14 protein-coding genes and 1 tRNA gene are annotated in these 20,376 nt (G+C 72.9%); 8 read left to right on the top strand and 7 right to left on the bottom strand.

From position 1 onward, the window contains the following. The first annotated feature begins 770 nt into the window (after nt 1-770). The gene (locus IEZ20_RS02285; RefSeq protein WP_229895838.1) at nt 771-1,118 is read left to right on the top strand and encodes a tyrosine-type recombinase/integrase; all 348 of its coding nucleotides are present in this window, start codon (nt 771-773) and stop codon (nt 1,116-1,118) included. Nucleotides 1,119-1,205: 87 nt separating this feature from the next. Here IEZ20_RS02285 and IEZ20_RS02280 read toward each other — a convergent pair. After that, nucleotides 1,206-1,281 (bottom strand) — tRNA-Arg (locus tag IEZ20_RS02280). A 321-nt stretch (nt 1,282-1,602) separates the two neighbouring features. On the opposite strand from IEZ20_RS02280, the gene IEZ20_RS02275 reads away from it, so the two are divergent. The 4 genes from IEZ20_RS02275 (at nt 1,603) to IEZ20_RS02260 (ending at nt 8,459) form a co-directional block, all read left to right on the top strand. Continuing rightward, a complete protein-coding gene (locus IEZ20_RS02275) occupies nt 1,603-3,210 on the top strand; it encodes a dynamin family protein (protein WP_189294344.1) in 1,608 nt (535 codons plus the stop codon). Between the two features lie 753 nt (nt 3,211-3,963). Further along, nucleotides 3,964-5,886, top strand: a complete 1,923-nt coding sequence (locus IEZ20_RS02270; protein WP_444545252.1) for a YfjP family GTPase — start codon at nt 3,964-3,966, stop codon at nt 5,884-5,886. Nucleotides 5,887-6,292: 406 nt separating this feature from the next. Further along, a complete protein-coding gene (locus IEZ20_RS02265; protein WP_189294343.1) occupies nt 6,293-6,772 on the top strand; it encodes a single-stranded DNA-binding protein in 480 nt (159 codons plus the stop codon). Nucleotides 6,773-7,100: 328 nt separating this feature from the next. After that, nucleotides 7,101-8,459, top strand: a complete 1,359-nt coding sequence (locus IEZ20_RS02260; protein WP_189294640.1) for a Cys-Gln thioester bond-forming surface protein — start codon at nt 7,101-7,103, stop codon at nt 8,457-8,459. A gap of 8 nt (nt 8,460-8,467) precedes the next feature. Here the strand turns inward: IEZ20_RS02260 and IEZ20_RS02255 are convergent, their stop codons facing one another. The 4 genes from IEZ20_RS02255 to IEZ20_RS02240 form a co-directional block, all read right to left on the bottom strand. Next, nucleotides 8,468-9,643, bottom strand: a complete 1,176-nt coding sequence (locus IEZ20_RS02255) for a cellulose-binding domain-containing protein (RefSeq protein ID WP_189294342.1) — start codon at nt 9,641-9,643, stop codon at nt 8,468-8,470. Nucleotides 9,644-9,759: 116 nt separating this feature from the next. After that, nucleotides 9,760-10,437, bottom strand: a complete 678-nt coding sequence (locus IEZ20_RS02250; RefSeq protein WP_189294341.1) for a lytic polysaccharide monooxygenase auxiliary activity family 9 protein — start codon at nt 10,435-10,437, stop codon at nt 9,760-9,762. A gap of 359 nt (nt 10,438-10,796) precedes the next feature. Continuing rightward, entirely contained in the window at nt 10,797-12,752 is a 1,956-nt protein-coding gene (locus IEZ20_RS02245; protein ID WP_189294340.1) for an NHL repeat-containing protein, read from the bottom strand. A gap of 26 nt (nt 12,753-12,778) precedes the next feature. Continuing rightward, nucleotides 12,779-13,267 carry a hypothetical protein gene (locus IEZ20_RS02240; protein WP_189294339.1) on the bottom strand — a complete coding sequence of 163 codons (489 nt, stop codon included), beginning with the start codon at nt 13,265-13,267 and terminating at the stop codon, nt 12,779-12,781. A 516-nt stretch (nt 13,268-13,783) separates the two neighbouring features. Here IEZ20_RS02240 and ettA point away from each other — a divergent pair. Genes ettA through IEZ20_RS02225 form a run of 3 tightly spaced genes read left to right on the top strand, consistent with a single transcriptional unit; the run spans nt 13,784 to nt 16,542 of the window. Then, entirely contained in the window at nt 13,784-15,448 is a 1,665-nt protein-coding gene (gene ettA / locus IEZ20_RS02235; protein WP_189294338.1) for an energy-dependent translational throttle protein EttA, read from the top strand. Nucleotides 15,449-15,454: 6 nt separating this feature from the next. Then, nucleotides 15,455-15,868, top strand: a complete 414-nt coding sequence (locus tag IEZ20_RS02230; RefSeq protein WP_189294337.1) for an acyl-CoA thioesterase — start codon at nt 15,455-15,457, stop codon at nt 15,866-15,868. Continuing rightward, nucleotides 15,865-16,542, top strand: coding sequence for a DUF8185 domain-containing protein (locus tag IEZ20_RS02225; protein WP_189294336.1), 678 nt, complete (start codon nt 15,865-15,867; stop codon nt 16,540-16,542). Before IEZ20_RS02230 ends, IEZ20_RS02225 begins: the two co-directional genes overlap by 4 nt. A 10-nt stretch (nt 16,543-16,552) precedes the next feature. Here IEZ20_RS02225 and IEZ20_RS02220 read toward each other — a convergent pair whose 3' ends face one another. Together IEZ20_RS02220 and IEZ20_RS02215 are read right to left on the bottom strand one after the other, a co-directional pair. Continuing rightward, nucleotides 16,553-17,503: an ABC transporter ATP-binding protein gene (locus IEZ20_RS02220; RefSeq protein ID WP_189294335.1), complete on the bottom strand. Its 951-nt coding sequence runs from the start codon at nt 17,501-17,503 to the stop codon at nt 16,553-16,555. Nucleotides 17,504-17,639: 136 nt separating this feature from the next. After that, a complete protein-coding gene (locus IEZ20_RS02215; RefSeq protein WP_189294334.1) occupies nt 17,640-20,375 on the bottom strand; it encodes an FtsX-like permease family protein in 2,736 nt (911 codons plus the stop codon). Nucleotide 20,376 lies beyond the last annotated feature (1 nt).

Below are 20,376 nucleotides of genomic sequence, written 5' to 3'. Positions count from 1 at the left end.
CACCGGTAACTTCCCGGTGGACATCACTGTCTTCGGCCTGTGCTCCCAAAGTACCCTCGGCGCTGCGATCAAGGGGTCGAGTGCGAGCCTGCCGCCGGTCCCGCCCGGGAAGTCACCTGGCACACACTGACCGCGCAGGCATCGTGTGGCATGCGCACACTGCAACAGGGGCACCTGATTATCAGGGCCTGACTCGTGAACCGGTGCCATACGCGGCTGCTGGTTGTTGTCGCCGTCCGGGGTCGTTGATGTCAACGTTGGATGTCAGCGGAACAGGCCCGGGACGGGGCAGATCTCCGCCACTCGATTCGCTGGCGTCCGTGACGCTGCTGAGCGATGGGGCGACGCGACTTGTCAACCGCTTCGAACTCGCTGACCGGGGAGAGGCGTTGGCCGTCCTGTCCTCCTGCGGGCCGGATGAGTTGATCCGCCGTGTGCCTGAGGCTGAGGGTGGTGACCCGCACGGTCGCCGCTGTGCGCGCGGGAAGACGCACGACGACGCGTCCGTCCTGCACTGGACCCTGCCGTAACGCGTTCCCGCGAGCGCGAGCCAACACGTATACCTTTCGGAGAAGTTGAGTGGTCGACTCCCTGTGCTGTTTTGGGGGATATCCAGCCGGGACGGTGAGATCGCTGAGGGCGCCGACAACTCAGTGAGGTGCTGATGCGAGTCACTCCCGTAGACACCTCGGCCGCCACGCTGCTCGTCACCAAGCCGCCCGAGGAGGAACTGATCCAGCGCGACGTCGCCTCGGGTCTGCGTCGACGCGTTGCGCCGGCATCGTGCGCGGCAGGACGCGGAACGCGCCGGTGCGGGGGAGCGGTGGCGTGACACGGGACTGGTCTTCACCACGCGGCTCGGTACGGCCATCGAGCCTCGGAACCTCAACCGGCACTTCTCCCCGATCCGCGAGCGGCTCGGCCTGGACGTCCGCTTTCACGATCTCCGGCACACCTGCGTGACCCTGTTGCTCGGCCTCGGTAGCCCGCCGCATCTCGTCCGGGACATCGTCGGGCACAGCGCGCTGGACGTGACCATGAACATCTACGCGCACGCCGACATGACCGAGAAGCGGGCTGCCCTCGGCAGGCTGGGGGATCTGCTGGCCGAGGAGTGACGGGCTCGTTGCCGTCAGCGCTGCCGTCAGAGACGTGAAACGCCCTGGAGGGAAGATCCCCTCCGGGGCGTTCTTGCTGGCAGGAGGTGGCGCCCCCGGCAGGACTCGAACCTGCGGCCAAGCGCTTAGAAGGCGCCTGCTCTATCCACTGAGCTACGGGGGCCGGTGGGGTGGCCTCGTGTTCGGGGCCCTGGTGTGGGCTGACCCGTGACGTTGCCGGGGACAAGGATAGGGCTCCCGGTTCCTTGACCCTGTCGCTTCCCCTCCGTGGCTCGATGTGGAGGTTCGGTGAAGCGGTCCTGATAATCGCAGGCGGGTACGAATCGTGCACCGCTTTTGGCGTCCGACGCCCCCGGGTGTTGTGCACTCGTTATGCCTGGCCTGTGCCCTTGTCCCGGTCGTCCCTTCCATCCGTTCTGTCCTGTCGGCGCGCAGACATGTCTATATGCTTCAGAATTCCCCTAAAATTGGGCATTCTTCGCATGTGGTGACCTTGGACGTACGGCCTCAGCTGCTCGACACACTTTCCGCTCTGCGCGACCGTGTCGCCGCCGCACGCTTTCCGCTGCCCCTCGCGGGGGCGCCACGCGCGCGTGCCAACCGCGACGAACTCCTCGCGCAGCTCGACGACTATCTCGTACCCCGCCTACGGGAGCCCGAGGCGCCGCTGCTGGCCGTCGTCGGCGGCTCCACCGGCGCGGGCAAGTCGACGCTCGTGAACTCCCTCGTCGGTCGGCGGGTGAGCGAGGCCGGCGTGCTACGGCCGACCACCCGGACACCGGTCCTGGTCTGCCATCCGGAGGACCATCACTGGTTCAGCGGCATGCGCGTGCTCCCCCAGCTCACCCGCGTGTGGGTGCCCCACCAGGACCCCGCCGACGAGTTCCTGCTCACCGAGGAGGACCCCGCGCGCGTGCTGCGCGTCGAGACCGCCGACAGTCTCCCGCGCGGGCTCGCCCTCCTCGACGCCCCCGACGTCGACTCCCTGCTCGCCGACAACCGCGTCCTCGCCGCGGAACTGATCTGCGCCGCCGACATCTGGATCATGGTCACCACGGCCGCCCGTTACGCCGACGCCGTCCCCTGGCACCTGCTGCGCACCGCCAAGGAGTACAACGCGACCCTCGTCACCGTCCTGGACCGGGTACCCCACCAGGTCGTCTCCGAGGTCTCCCGGCAGTACGGCGCCCTGCTCACCAAGGCCGGGCTCGGCGACGTACCCCGCTTCACCGTGCCCGAGCTGCCCGAGTCCGCCTGGGGCGCCGGCCTGCTGCCCGCCACCGCCGTCGCACCCCTGAAGAGCTGGCTCGTCCACCACGCCCAGGACCCCGCCGCCCGGCAGCAGGTCATGGCCCGCACCGCCCACGGCCTCCTCGACTCGCTCAGATCCCGCATGCCCGAGCTGGCCGGCGCCGCGGCCGCCCAGTACGCGGCGGCCCTCCGGCTCACCTCCGCCGTGGAGGCCGCCTACGACAAGGAGCACGCGCGCGTGCGGGCCCGCCTCCAGGCCGGCGCCGTCCTCGCCGGGGACGCCCTCAAGCGCTGGCGCGCCTTCCCGCTGGACTGCACCGCCGGGGAACTCCTCGACGCCCTCGTGGAGAGCCTGGCCGCCCTCCTGCTGTGCGCCGTCACCGCCGCGGACGAGCGTGTCGACGACGCCTGGCGGCGCGAGCCCGCCGCCGACGCCCCGGAACTCGCCGCCCGCGAGATCTCCCTGGAGAGCGCCGAGCACCGCATCGGGCTCGCGGCCCGGCGCTGGCGGCGCGAGCTGGAGGAGTACGCCGAGGACGAGGTACGGGTCCTGGAACGCACCGGCGCGCCCGACCCCGAGGTCGTCGCCGCCCTGGTCGCCACGGCCGTACTGGGCGGGCGCCGGGCCCGTACCGCGGGCGAGGGGCTCGCCGAGCGGCTCGGCGCCCACGGCGTGCTGCGGCTGCGCGACCGGGCCGGACGGCTGCTCAGCGAGCACGTGGACCGGGTCATGCAGGCCGAACGCGAGCGTCGCCTCGCTCCCCTCGACGCCCTGGACGTCCATCCCGAGCCCCAGGCCGAACTCATCGCCGCGCTGTCGGTACTGCAGAAGGAGAGGTGACCGGTGACCGCCGTCACTGACCAGGACCACACGGATCACACCGAGCACATGAGGCGCGACCACGGCAGCGCGCACAGCAGCGACCACGGCAGCAACACCGGTGACCGGGGCGAGCGCCGTGACAGCAGGGGCCTCGAGCAAGCGCGGTCGAGCCTCCTGAAAGGGGAGCGCGGCGAGGACGAGGCAGGCCGTTCCACCGCCTTCTCCCAGGACGCCGGCAAGAAGGACAACGGGGAGAAGAGGGACGAGGGGGAGGAGGGCGTCGGGGGCGGGGACGCGGGTGGCAGCACGCGCGAAGGCGCGGGGGCGGACGCCGCCGACGGGCGTCCCACGCACATGAGGAACGGCAGCAACCAGAGGGGCGAGAGAGAGCACAGCGACCTGACGGACCAGGGATACCAGAGATACCAGGGGGACCAGGGGGACCAGGGGGATCAGAGGGGCCTGAAGGATCTGAGGGACGAGAAGGCCGGTCCCGGCGCCGAACGCGAGCACCCTGCGCGCGGGTACAGCGCCGAGGAGAGCGGTGGTGTCTCCGTCCCCCGGCCGCACACCTACTCACCGCAGAAACCCCGCCCCGCGGCCGACGACACACCTTCCCGGACCGGTCACGCCATCGGTTCGGACGCAGCTCCTTCCCGGACCAGCCGCACCCTCGACTCGGACACAGCTCCTTCCAGGACCGGCCACTCCATCGGTTCGGACGCAGCTCCCTCGCAGACCGGTCACGCCACCGGCTCCGACGCCACACCCCTGACGACCGGCCACCGCTCCGGCCCCGACGCCGCGCCTCTCAAGCCCGTCGCCGGAGCCCATGCCGCGCCTCCCCAGCCCGCCACCCGAGCCGACGCCGCGCCCCCCAAGCCCCCCGCCGGCTCCGACGCCGCGCCTGGCAGACCCGGCACCGACGCCACGCCTCCCAAGTCCGGCACGGACCCCGACTCGGACGCCTCCGCGGAGGCCTGGGACGACGGTCTCATCGCGCGCCGTGTCACCGAGGCCAACGCCGCCGCTCTCGCCGCCGAGCGCGCCTCCGCCGCAGAGCCGGCGCACCGCGGGCCCGGCAGCCACGCACCGGCCCCGCTGGCGTACGACGGCCCGCTGCGCTCCCGCCTGGACGCCCTGCGCGAACTCGTGGGGCTCTCCCGCACCCGCCTGGACAGCCGTACCCTCGCCGAGGCCGGCCGTGTCCTGGACGAGGCCGCCGCGCGCCGCAAGCTCTCCGGCCGGCACACCGTCGTCGCCCTCGCCGGCGCCACCGGCAGCGGGAAGTCCCAGCTGTTCAACGCCCTCGCGGGCGTCCCCATCTCGGAGACCGGCGTACGACGGCCGACCACGGCCGCGCCCATCGCGTGCAGCTGGAGCGACGGCGCCGCCGGCCTCATCGACCGGCTGGGCATCCCGGGCCGGCTGCGCCGCCGCCCGCTGCACGGCCCGGACGCCGAGGGGCAGTTGCGCGGGCTGGTCCTGGTCGACCTGCCCGACCACGACTCCGCCGCCGTACAGCACCGCGAGCAGGTCGACCGGATCCTGAAGCTGGTCGACGCCGTGATCTGGGTGGTCGACCCGGAGAAGTACGCCGACGCGGTCCTGCACGAGCGCTATCTGCGGCCGATGGCCGGCCACGCGGAGGTCATGTTCGTCGTCCTCAACCAGGTGGACCGGCTCCCCGGGGACGCCGCCCACCAGGTCCTGGACGACCTGCGGCGGCTGCTGGACGAGGACGGCATCGCGCTCGGTGAGTACGGCGAACCGGGCGCCACCGTGCTCGCCCTGTCCGCGCTCACCGGCGAGGGGGTCGGCGATCTGCGTGAGGCGCTCGGCCAGTTCGTGGCGGAGCGCGGCGCGGCGGCCCGGCGCGTGTCGGCCGACGTGGACGCCGCCGCGGCCGAGCTGCGGCCCGTCTACGCCACCGGGCGGCGGATCGGCCTCAGCGAGGAGGCGCGCGAGGAGTTCGCCGCGCGCCTCGCGGACGCGGTGGGTGCCACCGCGGCGGGCGAGGCCGCCGAACGCGCCTGGCTGCGCAACGCCAACCGGGCCTGCGGCACGCCCTGGCTGCGCCTGTGGCGCTGGTACCAGGGTCGGGGCGACTCCACGACGGGCCGCCACCAGGTGCGCAACCAGACCGACGAGGAGGCCACGGCCCGCCAGCGTGTCGAACAGGCGGTCCGTACGGTGTCCGACCGGGCCTCGGCCGGGCTGCCGGTGCCCTGGGCGCAGGCAGTGCGCGAGGCCGCCGTACGCGGTTCCCAGGGGCTGTCCGAGGCGCTGGACGAGCTGGCGGCGCGGAGCGGGCTGCCGACGGGCCGCCCGCCGCGGCCGGGCTGGTGGCCGGTGGCCGTGCTGGTCCAGGCGGCGATGACCCTGTTGCAGGTCGCGGGCGGGGCGTGGCTGGCGGGGCAGATCGCCGGGTTGGTGGCACCCAACCTGGGGGTCCCGGTGCTGTTGATGGTGTGCGGGATCATCGGCGGGCCGCTGGTGGAGTGGGCCTGCCGGATGGCGGCACGGGGCCCCGCACGGCGCTACGGCCAGGAGGCGGAACGGCGCCTGCGGGAGGCGGCGGCGAGCTGCGGCCGGGCCCGGGTGCTCGATCCGGTGGCGTCGGAACTGCTGCGGTACCGGGAGGTGCGGGAACAGTACGGCCGGGTCGTGCGGAGCGGGGCCGCCGTGGGTTGAGGGGTTGCGGGGCGGCGCCGGTGCGGGCTGAGGGGATGTGCGGGGCGGCGCCGGTGCGGGCTGAGGGGGTGTGCAGGGCGGGGCCGGTGTGGGCTGAGGGGGTGTGCGGGGTGGGTGGGTGAGGGGCGTGGGGACGCGGACTCACCCGAACGGGTGGCGGAGTTTTCCACAGGCGGGGGGCCGTCCACAGCGCTCAGCGGGCTCGGCCCGACGGAGGCAGTCTGGGGCCACGGCGATCGCACGGCGGGTCCGGCCGGAAGGACGGCGGGCGGTGCGGGCGGTCGCGGGCAGGTGCGGCGCGTACGGCAGGTCGTGCGCGCCGCACGGCAGACGCAGCAGCCGTACGGGACGGGCCCGTACGCGTGCCGCCCGGCCGGAAGGGCGGGCGGGGGAGGGGAGCGAGGACATGAACGAGACCATCGTCTGTGTGGTGGGCAACGTGGCGACCCAGCCGGTGTACCGCGAGGTGGCGGCGGGGCCGTCGGCCCGGTTCCGGCTGGCGGTGACCGCGCGCTACTGGGACCGGGAGCGCGGTACGTGGACGGACGGGCACACCAACTTCTTCACCGTGTGGGCGAACCGGCAGCTCGCGACCAACGTGGCCGCGTGCGTGGAGGTGGGCCAGCCGCTCGTGGTGCAGGGCCGGTTGAAGGTGCGCACGGAGGTGCGGGAGGGGCAGCAGCAGTGGGCCTCCGCCGACATCGACGCCGTGGCGATCGGCCATGACCTGTCGCGCGGCACGGCGATCTTCCAGTGCGCCGTCAAGCCCGAGGCGCCACCGGTGACGGCGGCCCGGCCCGAGCCGGCCTGGGAGACACCGCGACCGGCCGACCCGCAGGACGCCGACGTGCGGCAACAGGCGGAAGCCGTAGTCGCTGTGACGTGACATCAGGTCAGCTCCGCGCGCCGCCGCCTTCAGGGCCGCTGCCGCTGTGGCGGAGCCCTCTGTGCGAACACGCCGTACGAACCGGTTGATTTGTCGATATGGCCAGCTCAAGGAGGGCCGTGGCGATAACGATTGCGGATCGGATCGGCCATCGGATGATCCGACCGGCGGGTGAGGCTCCGGCTGATCCATAGGATGCCGGGCGTGCCCCTAGGGGCTGCTGATTCTGCTGGTGGGACCGTCCCCCACGTCCAACGGGTCCTGCTCGAAGGGGAATTCTGTGCTTGCTGCGCTCTCTGGGTTCCGCCGGTCCACCGGACCGGCCCGCCTGGCCACCGCCGCCACGGTGTCCGGCCTCGTGGCCGCCGGCGTGCTCTCCGGCGCCGGTACGGCCCTGGCGGAGGACAGACCCCAGACGCAGGGCGGGGCCACGGCCACGATCAACGGCCTGAAGACCTACGGCGAGGCCGTGATCCACGAGGACGGCGGCGACCAGCGGGTGTCCGCGGGCCTGTTCGAGATGTCCGTGGACGGCGGCGGCACCCTGCAGACGTACTGCGTCGACCTGCACAACCCCACCCAGCGGGACGCCAGGTACCAGGAGACGCCCTGGAGCGGCACCTCGCTGGGCACGAACAAGGACGCGGGCCGGATCCGCTGGATCCTGCAGAACTCCTACCCCCAGGTCAACGACCTCGCCGCACTCGCCCGGCGGGCGGGCACGAGCGGGCTGACCGAGCAGGACGCGGCGGCCGGCACCCAGGTGGCCATCTGGCGCTACTCCGACCGCGCGAAGGTCGACGCCGTGGACCCGCAGGCCGAGAAGCTCGCCGACTACCTGGAGAAGAGCGCCCGGGGCGTCGCCGAACCGCAGGCCTCGCTCACCCTGGACCCGCCCGCCGTCTCCGGCCGGCCGGGCGACCTGCTCGGACCGGTGACCGTGCACACCAACGCGGACGCGGTCACCGTGAGCCCGCCGGCGGACGCGGCCGCCGACGGGGTGCGGATCATCGACAGGACCGGCAAGGTGATCACCTCGGCGAAGGATGGCAGCCGGCTGTACTTCGACGTCCCAGAGGACGCCGCGGACGGTACGGCCCAGTTGACCGTGCAGGCGTCGACCACCGTCCCGGTGGGCCGGGCCTTCGCCTCCGAGAGCCGTAGCCAGACCCAGATCCTGGCCGGCTCCAGCGAGTCCACGGTCTCCGCGACCGCGACGGCCGGCTGGGCCGCCGACGGCGCCATACCGGCGGTCTCCGCCCGCAAGAACTGCGCCAAGGGCGGCGTGGACATCACCGCGGCCAACACGGGCGACGAGCCGTTCACCTTCCGGCTGATGGGTGCCGAGCACACGATCCCCGCGGGTGCGTCCCGCACGGTGAGCGTGCCGCTCCAGGAGGACCAGGCCTACGACTTCACGATCACCGGCCCGCACGGCTTCAGCCACCGCTTCACCGGCGTCCTGGACTGCCGGAATCAGGGCACGATCACCACGGAGACGGCCCAGCTCCGCAACGAGCCCAGCCCCGCCACGGTCGGCGGCAGCTCGGTCCCCGACACCAACCTGGCCGAGACCGGCGGCTCCGCCATCACCCCCCTGATCGCGGGCGTGGCCATCGGCCTGGTGGTGATCGGCGGCGCGGTGCTGGTGGTGCTCCGCCGCAAGGAGACGCCGCCCGGCGCGTGAGCGGCCGGTCAGCAGCCGATCGGCGCGGAGCCGGCGGCCACGTCGTCGAACCACAGGGTGTCGTCGCCGGTGCCGTAGCTCTCCCAGCCCAGCCGCAGCGCGGTCGGCCGGGGCGGCACGGTCCGGGAGAGCCACTGCTGGTCGACGTCCTGCGTCGGCACCCCGTCGGCGTGCAGTCCGGGCACCTGCTCGTCGCCGAGCCAGGTGTCCAGCTTGGGCGCGGAGGTGTCGACCGCGAACCGCAGGCACTGCCAGCTCCCCGTCGGGAGCGGCCTGCTCAGCGCCACCCCGGCCGGGCTCTGTGCGGGGAGGGTGGCGTCGTCGCTCTCCCGGTTCCACTGCAGGGCGCCGTTCTGCCCGCCGACCCGCAGCGCCCGGCCGCCCTGCGAGGTGTCCGGCATCGACACGAAGGTGACGTGGGAGGAGGGGAGGGAAGTGGTGTGCCGGACCCACATGCGGACGTACAGCACCGGGCCGACCGAGGACAGGTCGGCGGTGGCGGCGACGAAGGCGTGGTTGCAGTAGCCGGCCCGCCCGTCCACCCGCAGCGACCTCGTGCCGCTGTGCGCGACCGACGTGTCGACGGCGGCCGTGCCCGTGCCCTGGCAGTCGGGCGCGGTGAACCGCCAGCCGCCGGAGGGTGAGGGACCGGTCTGGTCCTCGAAGTCGGTGCAGAGGACGGCATCGCCGCAGCCGGCGGGTGCGGGGGTGGGAGCCGGAGTGGTGGGAGGTGTGGTCGGCGGTACGGTCCCGTCGCCGGCGCAGGGCACGCCGTTGAGGCTGAAGTCGGTGGGCGCGGGGTCGGCGGACTGCCAGGTGCCCTGCAGGCCGAAGTCGGTGCCGGCGCCGCCGGCCAGGACGGCGTTCCACTCGGTGCTGACGGCGGTCACGGAGCGGCCGGTCTGGGTGACGGTGGCGTTCCAGGCGGAGGTGACGTGCTGGTCGCCGCCGTAGGTCCAGGTCAGCCGCCAGCCGTTCAGGGCGGCGCCGAGGTTGGTGACGCGGATCTGGGCGGTGTAGCCGCCGGCCCACTCGTGGACGGTGTGGTCGACGCGGCAGCCGGGGGCGGCGGCCCCGGCGTCGCCGGCGGCGACGAGGAGGGACACGGCCAGCGCGAGGGCGGCCGCGAGCGCGCCCCAGGGTCCGCGTGTCCAGCGCGGGCAGAGGGTGAGCAGGGGGGACATGTGCGCTCCTGAGGGGGAGGGGGCGGGCCGTACCGGGAGCGCTCCCAGTCGGAGGCGGGCGCGGCCCGGTGGTGTCGGGCCGCGCCCGGTGGGCCGGGGTGGGCGGCGGGAGCGGATCAGCGGAAGTTCACGTCACTGCACAGGAAGTACGTCTGGTCCATGTGTGAGGCCTGCCAGATGGTGTAGACGACGTGACGGCCGCTGTAGCCGGAGGTGCTGACGGGGATCGAGTAGTTCTGGCTGGGCGCGTACTTGCCGGTCCGGGCGACCAGTTGCAGGTCGTTCCAGGTCAGTGGCTGCTTGGTGGGGTCGAAGCCCTGCCGGGTGACGTAGACGAGGAAGTAGTCCGCGCCGTGGCTGGCCTGGTCGTACAGCTTGACGGTGAAGTCGGCGCCGATGTCCGTGGTCTTCCAGGGGCCGACGGCGTCGAGGGAGTTGTAGCGTCCGCCCTCGGTCTGGCCGCCGCTGCACAGCTGTCCGTTGGGGATGACGGCCTGGAAGTTGCCAGCGGAACCGTTGCGGTAGAGGCCGTTCCAGTTCCACATGGCGTTGGGGTTGGCCTGCCACGCCTGCCAGCACATGGGGTCCTGTTGCGCCATCGCCGGGTTCTGGAAGTCGCTGCCCCAGCGCTGCCAGCAGCCGTAGTTGCGCGAGGCCGGGTCGATCACCGAGCCGTGGGCGGACGCCGTACCGCCCCAGGTGATCAGGCTGACCAGTACCGCGACGAGAGTGCCGAGAACGAGCGCCAGACGGCGTGAGCCCGACCAGCGGTGTTCATGCTCATGACAATGCATGGCGAAGTTCTTCCTGTGGGGGAGTCGGTTCATTGTGGGGGTGCGACGGCCGTGGGAGCGCTCCCGCAGCCGCGGTTCCAGGCTGCTCGGCGGACCGCAAGGGGGCAACGGCTCGTTTCCGCCAAACCTGGAAGCCGTCGAGTCCGCCAGACCTGGAAGCGCCGAGGCCGCCAAACCTGGGACCGTCGAATCCGCCAAACCAGGACCGCCGAATCCGACGAACCTGGAAGCCGCGGAATCGGGCGAACACGGAAGCCCCCGCGAACGTGACCTCGACGATCGACGGTCACAGTCCGCGAGGGCTCCGTTCGGCAGTCCGCGAGGGCTCCGTTGGGCGAGGCGCAGGCGGCTCGCGCGGCCTACTTCGGGCAGGCGGTGGTGGTCGCCGACGACGGGCGCGCCGGCAGGGGGGTCAAGGGCGTGCAGACCGGGGTGGCGACGCCGACGAGTTCGACCAGGCCCGTACCGCCGGTGGGCGGGACGAGCTTCGACCAGTTGTTGGCCACCCAGGCGTTGCCGGAGGAGTCGATCTGTACCGCGGTGAGGTGTTGGATCGCCTTGTTCCGGAAGCCGTCCGCGGGGGACAGGACGGTGCCGGCCGACGCACCGGACGGGCAGGCCGCGCTGTTCACCCCGCACAGGAGTGTCACCGAGGAGTTGCCGAAGCCGGCGACCCACACGCGGTCCTGGCCGTCGACGGCGACCGACCAGGGGAAGACCCTCTTGGGCAGCCGGTGCACGCCCGCGACGGTTCCGTTCGGCCGGATCTCGGTGACCGCACCGCTGAAGAAGCTGGCCACCCAGGCGTTGCCCTTGCTGTCCAGGGCGAACCCGAGGGGCGCTTGGAGCGACTTGTCGGTGGTCGAGGAGACCGGCTTGAAGTCGGGGCCGATGATGGTGACGCTGCCCCCGATGTCGCTGGGCCGGCCCGCTTCCCTGACCTCCTGGTAGGAGAGGTGGCTGTTGGTGACCCAGGCCCGCCCCCGGCCGTCGATCTGCACGGCGAACGGGTGGTTGAAGCTCTTGTCGGTGATCGTGACGGCCTTGCTCGGATCGCCATGGGGGTAGACCACGACGCTGCCCGCCCCGGGCTTGCCCTTGAGGCCGTGGGAGTTGGCGATCCAGATGTTGCCCCGCTGGTCGACGGCGACGCCCTGCGGTTTGACGAGATCGCCGTCCTTCCACCCGGCGGAGGGTGACAGCGGTGTGCCGGAGGACGAGTACTTCGACATCGCGTTGCCGCCGTAGCTGGGTGCCCACACGGATCCGTCGTGATCGATCGCCAGGCCCCAGGCCCCGCCCTTCATGCCACCTCCGCTGATGGGGCTGCCCAGGACCGACCGGCCGGTGGGATCTTGCACGGTGACGTAGGGACTGGCATCCCTCGTGCCCGGCTTCCAGTTGTTGCTGGCCCACACGTTGCCCTTCGCGTCGAACGCGATGCGGCCCGGTGCGTAGACCTGGGAAGCGGTGAGGCGCACCGCCAGGACCCAGGACCGGGGTGCCGCCGTGAGAGCCGGAGTGAACGTTTTCGCGGTACGGGCCAGGGCCTGCAGGCGGTCCGGGGACTGCGTCGGGTTCTGCACCAGACCGAGGACCGCCTGCACGGTGTCGGCCGGCGTGCTGCCGCCGGACGGTGTCGCCAGCCGGATCAGCTTGTCGCATCCGGCGTTGTCCGTCGCGCAGAGCGAGACGAGGTTGGCCAGCGTGTTCTGCGTGGCGAGCGTCTCGCTGTTGGCGCTGTCACCGGTGAGGGGTCTTCCCGGCTTGCCGGTCGTCGGGTCGGCGAGGTTGAACGAGGTCGCGGCAGCGTTCTGGAGCCCCGGGGCGGGGCCCGCGACGCCGCGTCGGCCGCTGAACCGGGCGAGGGCGTACGTCGCGGCGACGGTGGTCAGTTCGTTGACCGTCACCTTGGTCGCGGTCCGCTCGTGCACCGCGCCTCCCGCGCCGAACCCGACGACCGAGCGCAGCCGGAGCCGGTGCGCCTGCCGGGACGCGGCCTCGACGTAGAGCACACCGCCGGCGGGCTTGGTGTACGTGATCCGGAAGGAGCCGTGCGCGTCGGCCGTGGCCCGGCCCAGCTCCGTGGCTCCGGAGCGCGACCCCGCCATGAGCGTGACCTGGGAGCCCTGGAGCGGCTTGCCCGCCCCGGTGACGGTCCCCTGCAAGGACGCCTGCGCGGCGCCCGGCGCCGGTGCCGGCAGGGCGAAGGCGGCACAGGCCGCTGCGACGGTGGCCGACGCCAGCCGCAGGGCCCCGGCCCTCGCCGTGCCGTGGCGGCGCCCTGTACGGGCCGGCAGCGGACGAACGTGCATGCCAGAAATACTCATGGATTTTCCCTTTAAGCGGACTGCCCGCCGGCGGCCTGCTCGGCCTCGAAGCCTTTGGACCCGGTTTCCGGCACTCTCAGCGTGAACCAGCCGACCCGGACGCCCAGCAGCCAGACCACGCCCAGATAAAGTCCCGGGCCGACTTCACGCATCTCGTCGCGGACGCCCCGAGCCACCAGTGAAATCCTGGAATAGTCGATGACGATGCAGTCCTGGTCGTCCATCAGGCTCGGCCCGTTGTACACCTGAGCCACAATGGCCAGCACGTCGAACGAGGTCATCCGGTTGCTCAGGTAGCCCTCGTGGTCGAAGACCTTTCCCCGCCAGACGGCCAGGCGTACCAGCCGGGCGAGCGGCTCGGCCACCCACCTGCCTCCCCACCGGACGATGCCTGTGCCCTCCAGCGGGCCGTGCGGAATGTCGCCGGGCGGACTGGCGCGGAAAAGTTCCACCAAGCCCGCGTCGCCCATTTTGAGCAGATCCGTCTCGGTGAGTGCCACGATGGGTCCTCCCGGCAGTCGTTGTGAAACGTCATACGCGCCCGACGCAGCCTCGACCTGGTCGTTGCCCGGAAAATTCGCCGGCTCGCCCGGATGCCTTCGGAACGGCTCTGATGGATTGTCGGGGGCGAGAAAGAAAGGGCGGCGGAAATCCCACCCGATGTGCCGCGTACGTCAGCGCTCGCACCTCGGCGCTGGATCACTCGACAGGGAACCGGGCCGACAGTCACCATTGTCGGCGCCCTCGGGGGGAACGGCCACCGCGGCGGGAAGCCGCCGTGCCCCGGCCGGCGAGATCGTGGTGATCACCTCTGGCCGTCCCTGGGCCGTCCGTGGCCGTCCGTGAGCGCACAGGCCGGCCGGCAGCGGCCGGATGTGGCGGACACACCTCAGCCGCCACCGAGAAAGCGCAGGTCAGGGCGCTCGAACCAGACGGGTTTCCATCCAGCCCTGGCGGTCAGGCAAGATGGGGTGTATCTGCCCACTGCCAGATTTCAAGCTGCCGGACGGTTTCTCTTGGCTGAGTTCATTTACACCATGCGCAAGGCGCGCAAGGCGCACGGCGACAAGGTGATCCTCGACGACGTCACCCTGAACTTCCTCCCCGGGGCGAAGATCGGCGTCGTCGGCCCGAACGGTGCCGGTAAGTCGACCGTGCTGAAGATCATGGCGGGGCTGGAGCAGCCGTCCAACGGTGACGCCTTCCTCTCGCCCGGCTACACCGTCGGCATCCTCCTTCAGGAGCCCCCGCTCAACGAGGAGAAGACCGTCCTGGAGAACGTCCAGGAGGGTGTCGCCGAGATCAAGGGCAAGCTCGACCGGTTCAACGAGATCGCCGAGCTGATGGCCACCGACTACTCCGACGCGCTGCTGGAGGAGATGGGCAAGCTCCAGGAGGAGCTGGACCACGCCGAGGCCTGGGACCTGGACGCCCAGCTGGAGCAGGCCATGGACGCGCTGGGCTGCCCGCCCGGCGACTGGCCCGTGACCAACCTCTCCGGTGGTGAGAAGCGCCGCGTCGCGCTCTGCAAGCTGCTGCTGGAGCAGCCCGACCTGCTGCTCCTGGACGAGCCCACCAACCACCTCGACGCCGAGTCGGTGAACTGGCTGGAGCAGCACCTGGCCAAGTACCCGGGCACCGTCGTCGCCGTCACCCACGACCGGTACTTCCTGGACAACGTCGCGGGCTGGATCTGCGAGGTCGACCGCGGCCGCCTGCACGGCTACGAGGGCAACTACTCCAAGTACCTGGAGACCAAGGCCTCCCGCCTGAAGGTCGAGGGCCAGAAGGACGCCAAGCGGCAGAAGCGGCTCAAGGAAGAGCTGGAGTGGGTGCGGTCGAACGCCAAGGGGCGGCAGGCCAAGTCCAAGGCGCGTCTGGCGCGGTACGAGGAGATGGCCGCCGAGGCCGAGAAGATGCGGAAGCTGGACTTCGAGGAGATCCAGATCCCGCCGGGCCCGCGCCTGGGCAACGTCGTCGTCGAGGTCAACAACCTCAGCAAGGCCTTCGGCGACAAGGTCCTCATCGACGACCTGAGCTTCACCCTGCCGCGCAACGGCATCGTCGGCGTCATCGGCCCGAACGGCGCGGGCAAGACCACGCTGTTCAAGATGATCCAGGGCATCGAGGAGCCCGACTCCGGTTCGATCAAGGTCGGCGAGACCGTCAAGATCTCCTACGTCGACCAGAGCCGCGAGAACATCGACCCCAAGAAGACGCTGTGGGCCGTCGTCTCCGACGAGCTGGACTACATCAACGTCGGCCAGGTCGAGATGCCGTCCCGGGCGTACGTGTCGGCCTTCGGGTTCAAGGGTCCGGACCAGCAGAAGCCGGCCGGTGTCCTCTCCGGCGGTGAGCGCAACCGCCTCAACCTGGCGCTGACCCTGAAGCAGGGCGGCAACCTGCTGCTCCTGGACGAGCCCACCAACGACCTCGACGTCGAGACGCTCTCCAGCCTGGAGAACGCCCTGCTGGACTTCCCCGGCTGCGCCGTCGTCGTCTCCCACGACCGGTGGTTCCTCGACCGCGTCGCGACGCACATCCTCGCCTACGAGGGTGAGTCGAAGTGGTTCTGGTTCGAGGGCAACTTCGAGTCGTACGAGAAGAACAAGGTCGAGCGGCTCGGCCCGGACGCCGCGCGTCCGCACCGCGCCACCTACAAGAAGCTGACCCGGGGCTGATCGGTCTTGCGTCACGTCTACCGCTGCCCCCTGCGCTGGTCCGACATGGACGCGTACGGTCATGTCAACAACGCGGTCTTCATCCGCTACCTGGAGGAAGCCCGGATCAACTTCCTGTTCCGCCCGGACAAGGAGTTCAAGCAGGGGTCCGTGGTGGCGCGCCACGAGATCGACTACAAGCGGCAGCTCGTGCACCGGCACCACCCGGTCGACATCGAGCTGTGGATCACCGAGATCAAGGCCGCGTCCTTCACCATCGCCTACGAGGTGAAGGACGACGACCTGGTCTACGTACGGGCCTCGACGGTCGTCGTGCCGTTCGACTTCGAGACCCAGCGGCCGCGCCGGATCACCGCGGAGGAACGCGAGTTCCTCCAGCAGTACACGGACGAGGCCGACGAGGAGGCCGTCGCGGCATGACCGTGCTGCACCTGGCCGACGAGAGGGAGGCCGCCGACCTCGCCGCCTTCCTCTCCCGGCTGCTCCACTACGACCGTGGGGCCGCGGTGCGGCTGCAGGCGGCCGGCACCGCCCTCGCCGTCTTCGGCCGGCCGCCGTCCTTCGAGGTGCTGGCCGTCCGCGCGGTGCGGCTGGCGAAGCCGTACGAGGACGGGCTCGACGTCACCCTCGACGTGACCGTCTCCGCGGGGGAGTTCCTGGAGTCCGTGGACGAGCGGGCGGCCACCGCCGCCGTCCCGGGCGCGGTCACCGGACCCCCGTGGGCCGGGGTGCTGCCGCCGCGGACCGGCTGGCGGCCGGAGCCGGGGCTGCCGGCGCCGGACGCGCTGCGCGCCACGGTCGGTGCCGCGGTGGCCGAGTTCCGCTCACGCACCGGGGAACTGGGGCCCGAGGGCCGTACCCGCGCGGAGCTGGACCGGATCGGGCGGGACATCTGGTCCCGGCAGATCAAGGGCACCCGGCTGCCGGTGCGGGCCGTGCACGCCGCCCAGTCGCTGGGCTTCCTGCGGCCCGGGACCGGACCGGACGGGATCGGGCTGTTCTCCTCGGGTGCGTGGCTGCGGCTGCGTACGCCGTACGGGTCCGTGGCCGTACGAGAGGCAGGGCTCGGGTCCTTCGGGCTCAGCGTGCGCTGAGCCCGCCCCCTCACTCCGTGTCGTCCGGCCACACGCCGATGTGGTCGGACTCCAGTTCCAGGGCCACCCGGTCACGCATGTCCAGGGCGCGGAGGTAGTCCGCGGGCAGCTGGAGGCGGCCGGCGCGGTCGAGCATGGCGTACTCGCGGGCCACGACCGTCTCGTGGCCGGTCGTCGCGTCGATCTCGCTGCGGCGCAGCACCTCGGTGGAGGTACGGCCGTCACGGATCGCCACGGTACGGCGGACCTCGCTCGCCACCGCCTGGTCGTGGGTGACGATGACGATCGTCGTGCCGAGGGTCTCGTTGGCCGTGCGGAACGCGTCGAAGATCTGGGCGGCCGTCTGGGAGTCGAGTTCGCCGGTGGGTTCGTCGGCGAGCAGCACCGCGGGGTCGTTCGCGAGGGCCACGGCGATCGCCACGCGCTGCTGCTGTCCGCCGGACATCTGCCGGGGGTGGCGGTCGCGGCAGTCGGCCACCTGGAGCAGGTCCAGGAGTTCCAGGGCGCGTTCGGTGCGGGCGCGGCGGCCCTTGCGGGTGCCGGCGAGCTGGAGGGGCAGGGCGACGTTCTGGGCCGCGGTGAGGTAGGGCAGGAGGTTGCGGGCGGTCTGCTGCCAGACGAAACCGACGACGTCCCTGCGGTAGGCGAGGCGGTCGGCGGCGGTCATCGTGAGCAGGTCGCGGCCGGCGACGCGGGCCGCGCCGGCGGTGGGGGTGTCCAGGCCGGCGAGGATGTTCATGAGGGTGGACTTGCCGCTGCCCGACGCGCCCACCAGGGCCATGAGTTCGCCCTCGCGGACGAGGAGGTCGAGGCCCTGGAGGGCTTGGACCTCCGTGCCGTCCGTGGTGAAGACGCGGACCAGGCGGTCGCAGGTGATCAGGGCGTCGTGGCCGTAGGCGGGGTTCGCCCTGGCCTCGGTCACCCGGTTCGCCAGCTCCGTGAGGCTCGGGTCGGTGGTCATCGGCTCTCCTGCGTGGGTGCCCGGTGCGAGGGCTGGGCGGGGGCGGGGTCGCTTGTTCGCGCTCGCGGGGTGCAGTCTGCGCCCACCCGTGCCGCCCCGGGCGGCACGACTGCCCGCGGGCCGGGGAAGCGGACGTTCATCGGCCGTCTCCCGCTCTCAGTTCCGTCACCGAGCCCCGTCGTCCCGTCCACCACGCCTGGAGGGCGGCCACCCCCACGGCCACCGTGACCACCGCCACGGCCGGAACGGTGAGGGACCAGGTGTCGGGGCGCAGTTCGGCTGCGGTCGGGGGTGCCTGGGCGGACGGGAGGGAGATGACCGTCAGGTCGATGCCGGGGGAGAGCAGGGTGATCGCCGACCAGCCGGTCAGGGCTCCGCCGGCCGCGGCGAGGACGGCCTGGGGGAGGGATTCGAGGATCAGCAGGCGGCGGGACCCGGCGCGGGTGAGCCCCATCGTGCGGAGGCGGGCCAGGAGCGCGGCGCGTTCCGGGGCCGCCCGGAGCAGTGACAGCAGCAGCGCCAGGACGGCGAAGCCGGCCCCCGCGGCCACCGCCGCCGTGTACACGTGCTCGGCGCCGGACTGGAGGGGCGAGTCGGCGTACCGGGCGCGTTCCTCGGCCCGGATCCGGACACCGGCCGTACCGCCCACCGCGTGCCGCAGCGCTCCCGCGTCCAGGTGGTCGCCGGTCAGCAGCAGCGTCGTCGGACGGTTCGCCGGGGCCGGGAGGCCCGCGCGGTGCACGATGAGGAAGTCGGTGCCGGAGACGGCCGGAGTCCGGTCGCGGACCAGCACGATGCGGACGGTGACCGCGCTGCCGTCCTCCAGCCGGACCGGGAAGGGCCGCCGGGTGCCGTGGGCGGAGGCCACGGCAGGGGAGGCGACGGCGGGCAGGGGGCGGGAGGGGCGGCCGGTCAGGCGGTCGGGCGGGAAGGCGCCCAGGCCGGTGCGGGCCGACAGCTCGGCGTAGCCGCGCGGGTCCACGCCCAGCAGCGGCACCTCGTCCTGGCCGCCCTCCGGCCTCGCCTGGTAGGAGATGCCGACGGCGGTCACCGCGCGCACCCCGGGCAGCGAGCGGACCCGGTCGGGGGCGCCGGCCGGCAGGGGCGCGCCCGCGTCCGCGCGGGCGTCGGCGCCCACGGTGAGCAGGGCCGCCCGGTCCCGGGCCTCGGCCACCCCGGCCAGGACCGAGCCGCCGAACGCCGCCGTGGTCAGCGCGGTCAGCAGGGCGAGCAGCGGGAGCACGGCGGAGGCCTGGGTGCGTCCGGCGCGGGCCAGGGAGAGGTGGCCGACCACGCCGCGCAGCCGTCCGGCGGGCCCGGAGAGGCGGCGCAGCAGCAGCGGGTAGAGGCGGAGCAGCAGCAGCGCGGCGATCACGCCGACCAGCACGGGGGCGACCGCCACCAGCTGGTCGCCGCTGGTGCCGCGCCGGCGCAGGGTGGCCACCGCCCCGGCGGCCAGCACCAGCAGGGTCAGCTCGGCGACCGTGCGGCGCCGGGAGGGCCGTACCGAGGCGGCGTCCTCGCGCGGGGGCGCCAGCCGTACCGCGCGGTGGGCGGCTACGGCGCGCACGGGCAGGGCGGCGCAGGCGGTGAGGGTGACGGCCAGGGCGGCGAGGACGGCGGGGGTGACACGGCCGGCGGGGACCGCGAGCAGGGCCGCGGCCAGGCCGAGCGCGCCCGCCGGTACGGCGACCACGGCCGTCTCGGCCAGCAGCCGCCCGGCGAGGCCGGTCACGGAGGCGCCGCGGGCGCGCAGCAGGGCGAGTTCGGTGCGGCGCCGGTCGGCGGCCAGGGCGCCGGTCATGAGCAGCACCACGGCGACGACCGTCGCGGTGCCCGCGGCGGCCACGGCGACCAGCGGGGCGATGCCGGACCGCAGCCGGGAGAAGGAGGCGAGGGCGTCGTCCAGTTCGGTGTCGACGCCCGCACCGTCGTCGGTGAGGGCGCGGGCGCGCTGCAGCGCGGGCCCGGCCTCCAGGGCGGCGACGGCGGACTTCAGCCGGTCCAGGTCGTGGGCGTGCAGGCCGCGCAGGTCGGGTGCGAGGTGCCAGTAGCGGTCCGGGGCGGTGCCGGTGCCCAGCAGGGCGGGGGCCGCCTCGGGGGCGAGCAGCAGCGCGCCGAGCCAGTACTTGTCCGGGTCAGGACCGGGGTCGGGCAGGGTCACCAGGGTGGGGGTGCGCAGCAGCGGGACGGTGGACCAGTAGGCGCCGTCGGGGTCGCGCGGCAGGAGGATGCCGGTGACCCGGACGGCGAGCGGCCGGCGGCCCGGCGCCGGTACGTGGATGACCGAGCCGACCCTGATGTGCAGGCTCCTGGCGGTGGCGGCGGTCACCGCGGCCTCCACCTCGGCGGCGGTGCCGTCGACGGGGTGAGCGGCACGCGGCAGCCGTCCGGTGCGCACGCGCGCGTGCTCGGCGAGGCCGCTCCGCGCGGTCAGCGAGACACGGGCGGGCAGCCCGGTCGGCCGGGGCAGCCAGGGGTCGGGCACCGCCGGGGTGACGGTGCCGGCGACGCCGTACGCGGACTGGGCGCGGTCCACGGCGAGCGGGCTGCCGACCGTGCCGAGCACCTTCTCGTACTGCCGTTCCAGCGTGGCGGGGCGCAGCGCCTCGGCGCGCCGCCCGGGCGGCAGCCCGAGGTCGGGCTGGGGCGCCGACAGCCGTACGGTGGTGTGCTCGGGCCGGGCCAGCCGCAGCGCCCGGTCCAGGCCGGCGTCCTCGTACCGGTCCACCGCGCGCGGGTAGGCGCCGGCCAGGCACGCGGTGAGCGCGACCAGCAGCGCGAGCGCGGCGGCGGCCCCGGGCGCGGTCCGCAGCCGGGTCCGTACCCAGGGCGCGACCACGCGCGCCACCGGCACCGGCCGGCCCGCCATC

Source organism: Streptomyces cinerochromogenes (assembly GCF_014648635.1).
Lineage (GTDB): Bacteria > Actinomycetota > Actinomycetes > Streptomycetales > Streptomycetaceae > Streptomyces > Streptomyces cinerochromogenes.
The sequence above is the reverse complement of the archived record's forward strand: the minus strand, read 5'-3'. Positions and strand labels throughout refer to the sequence as shown.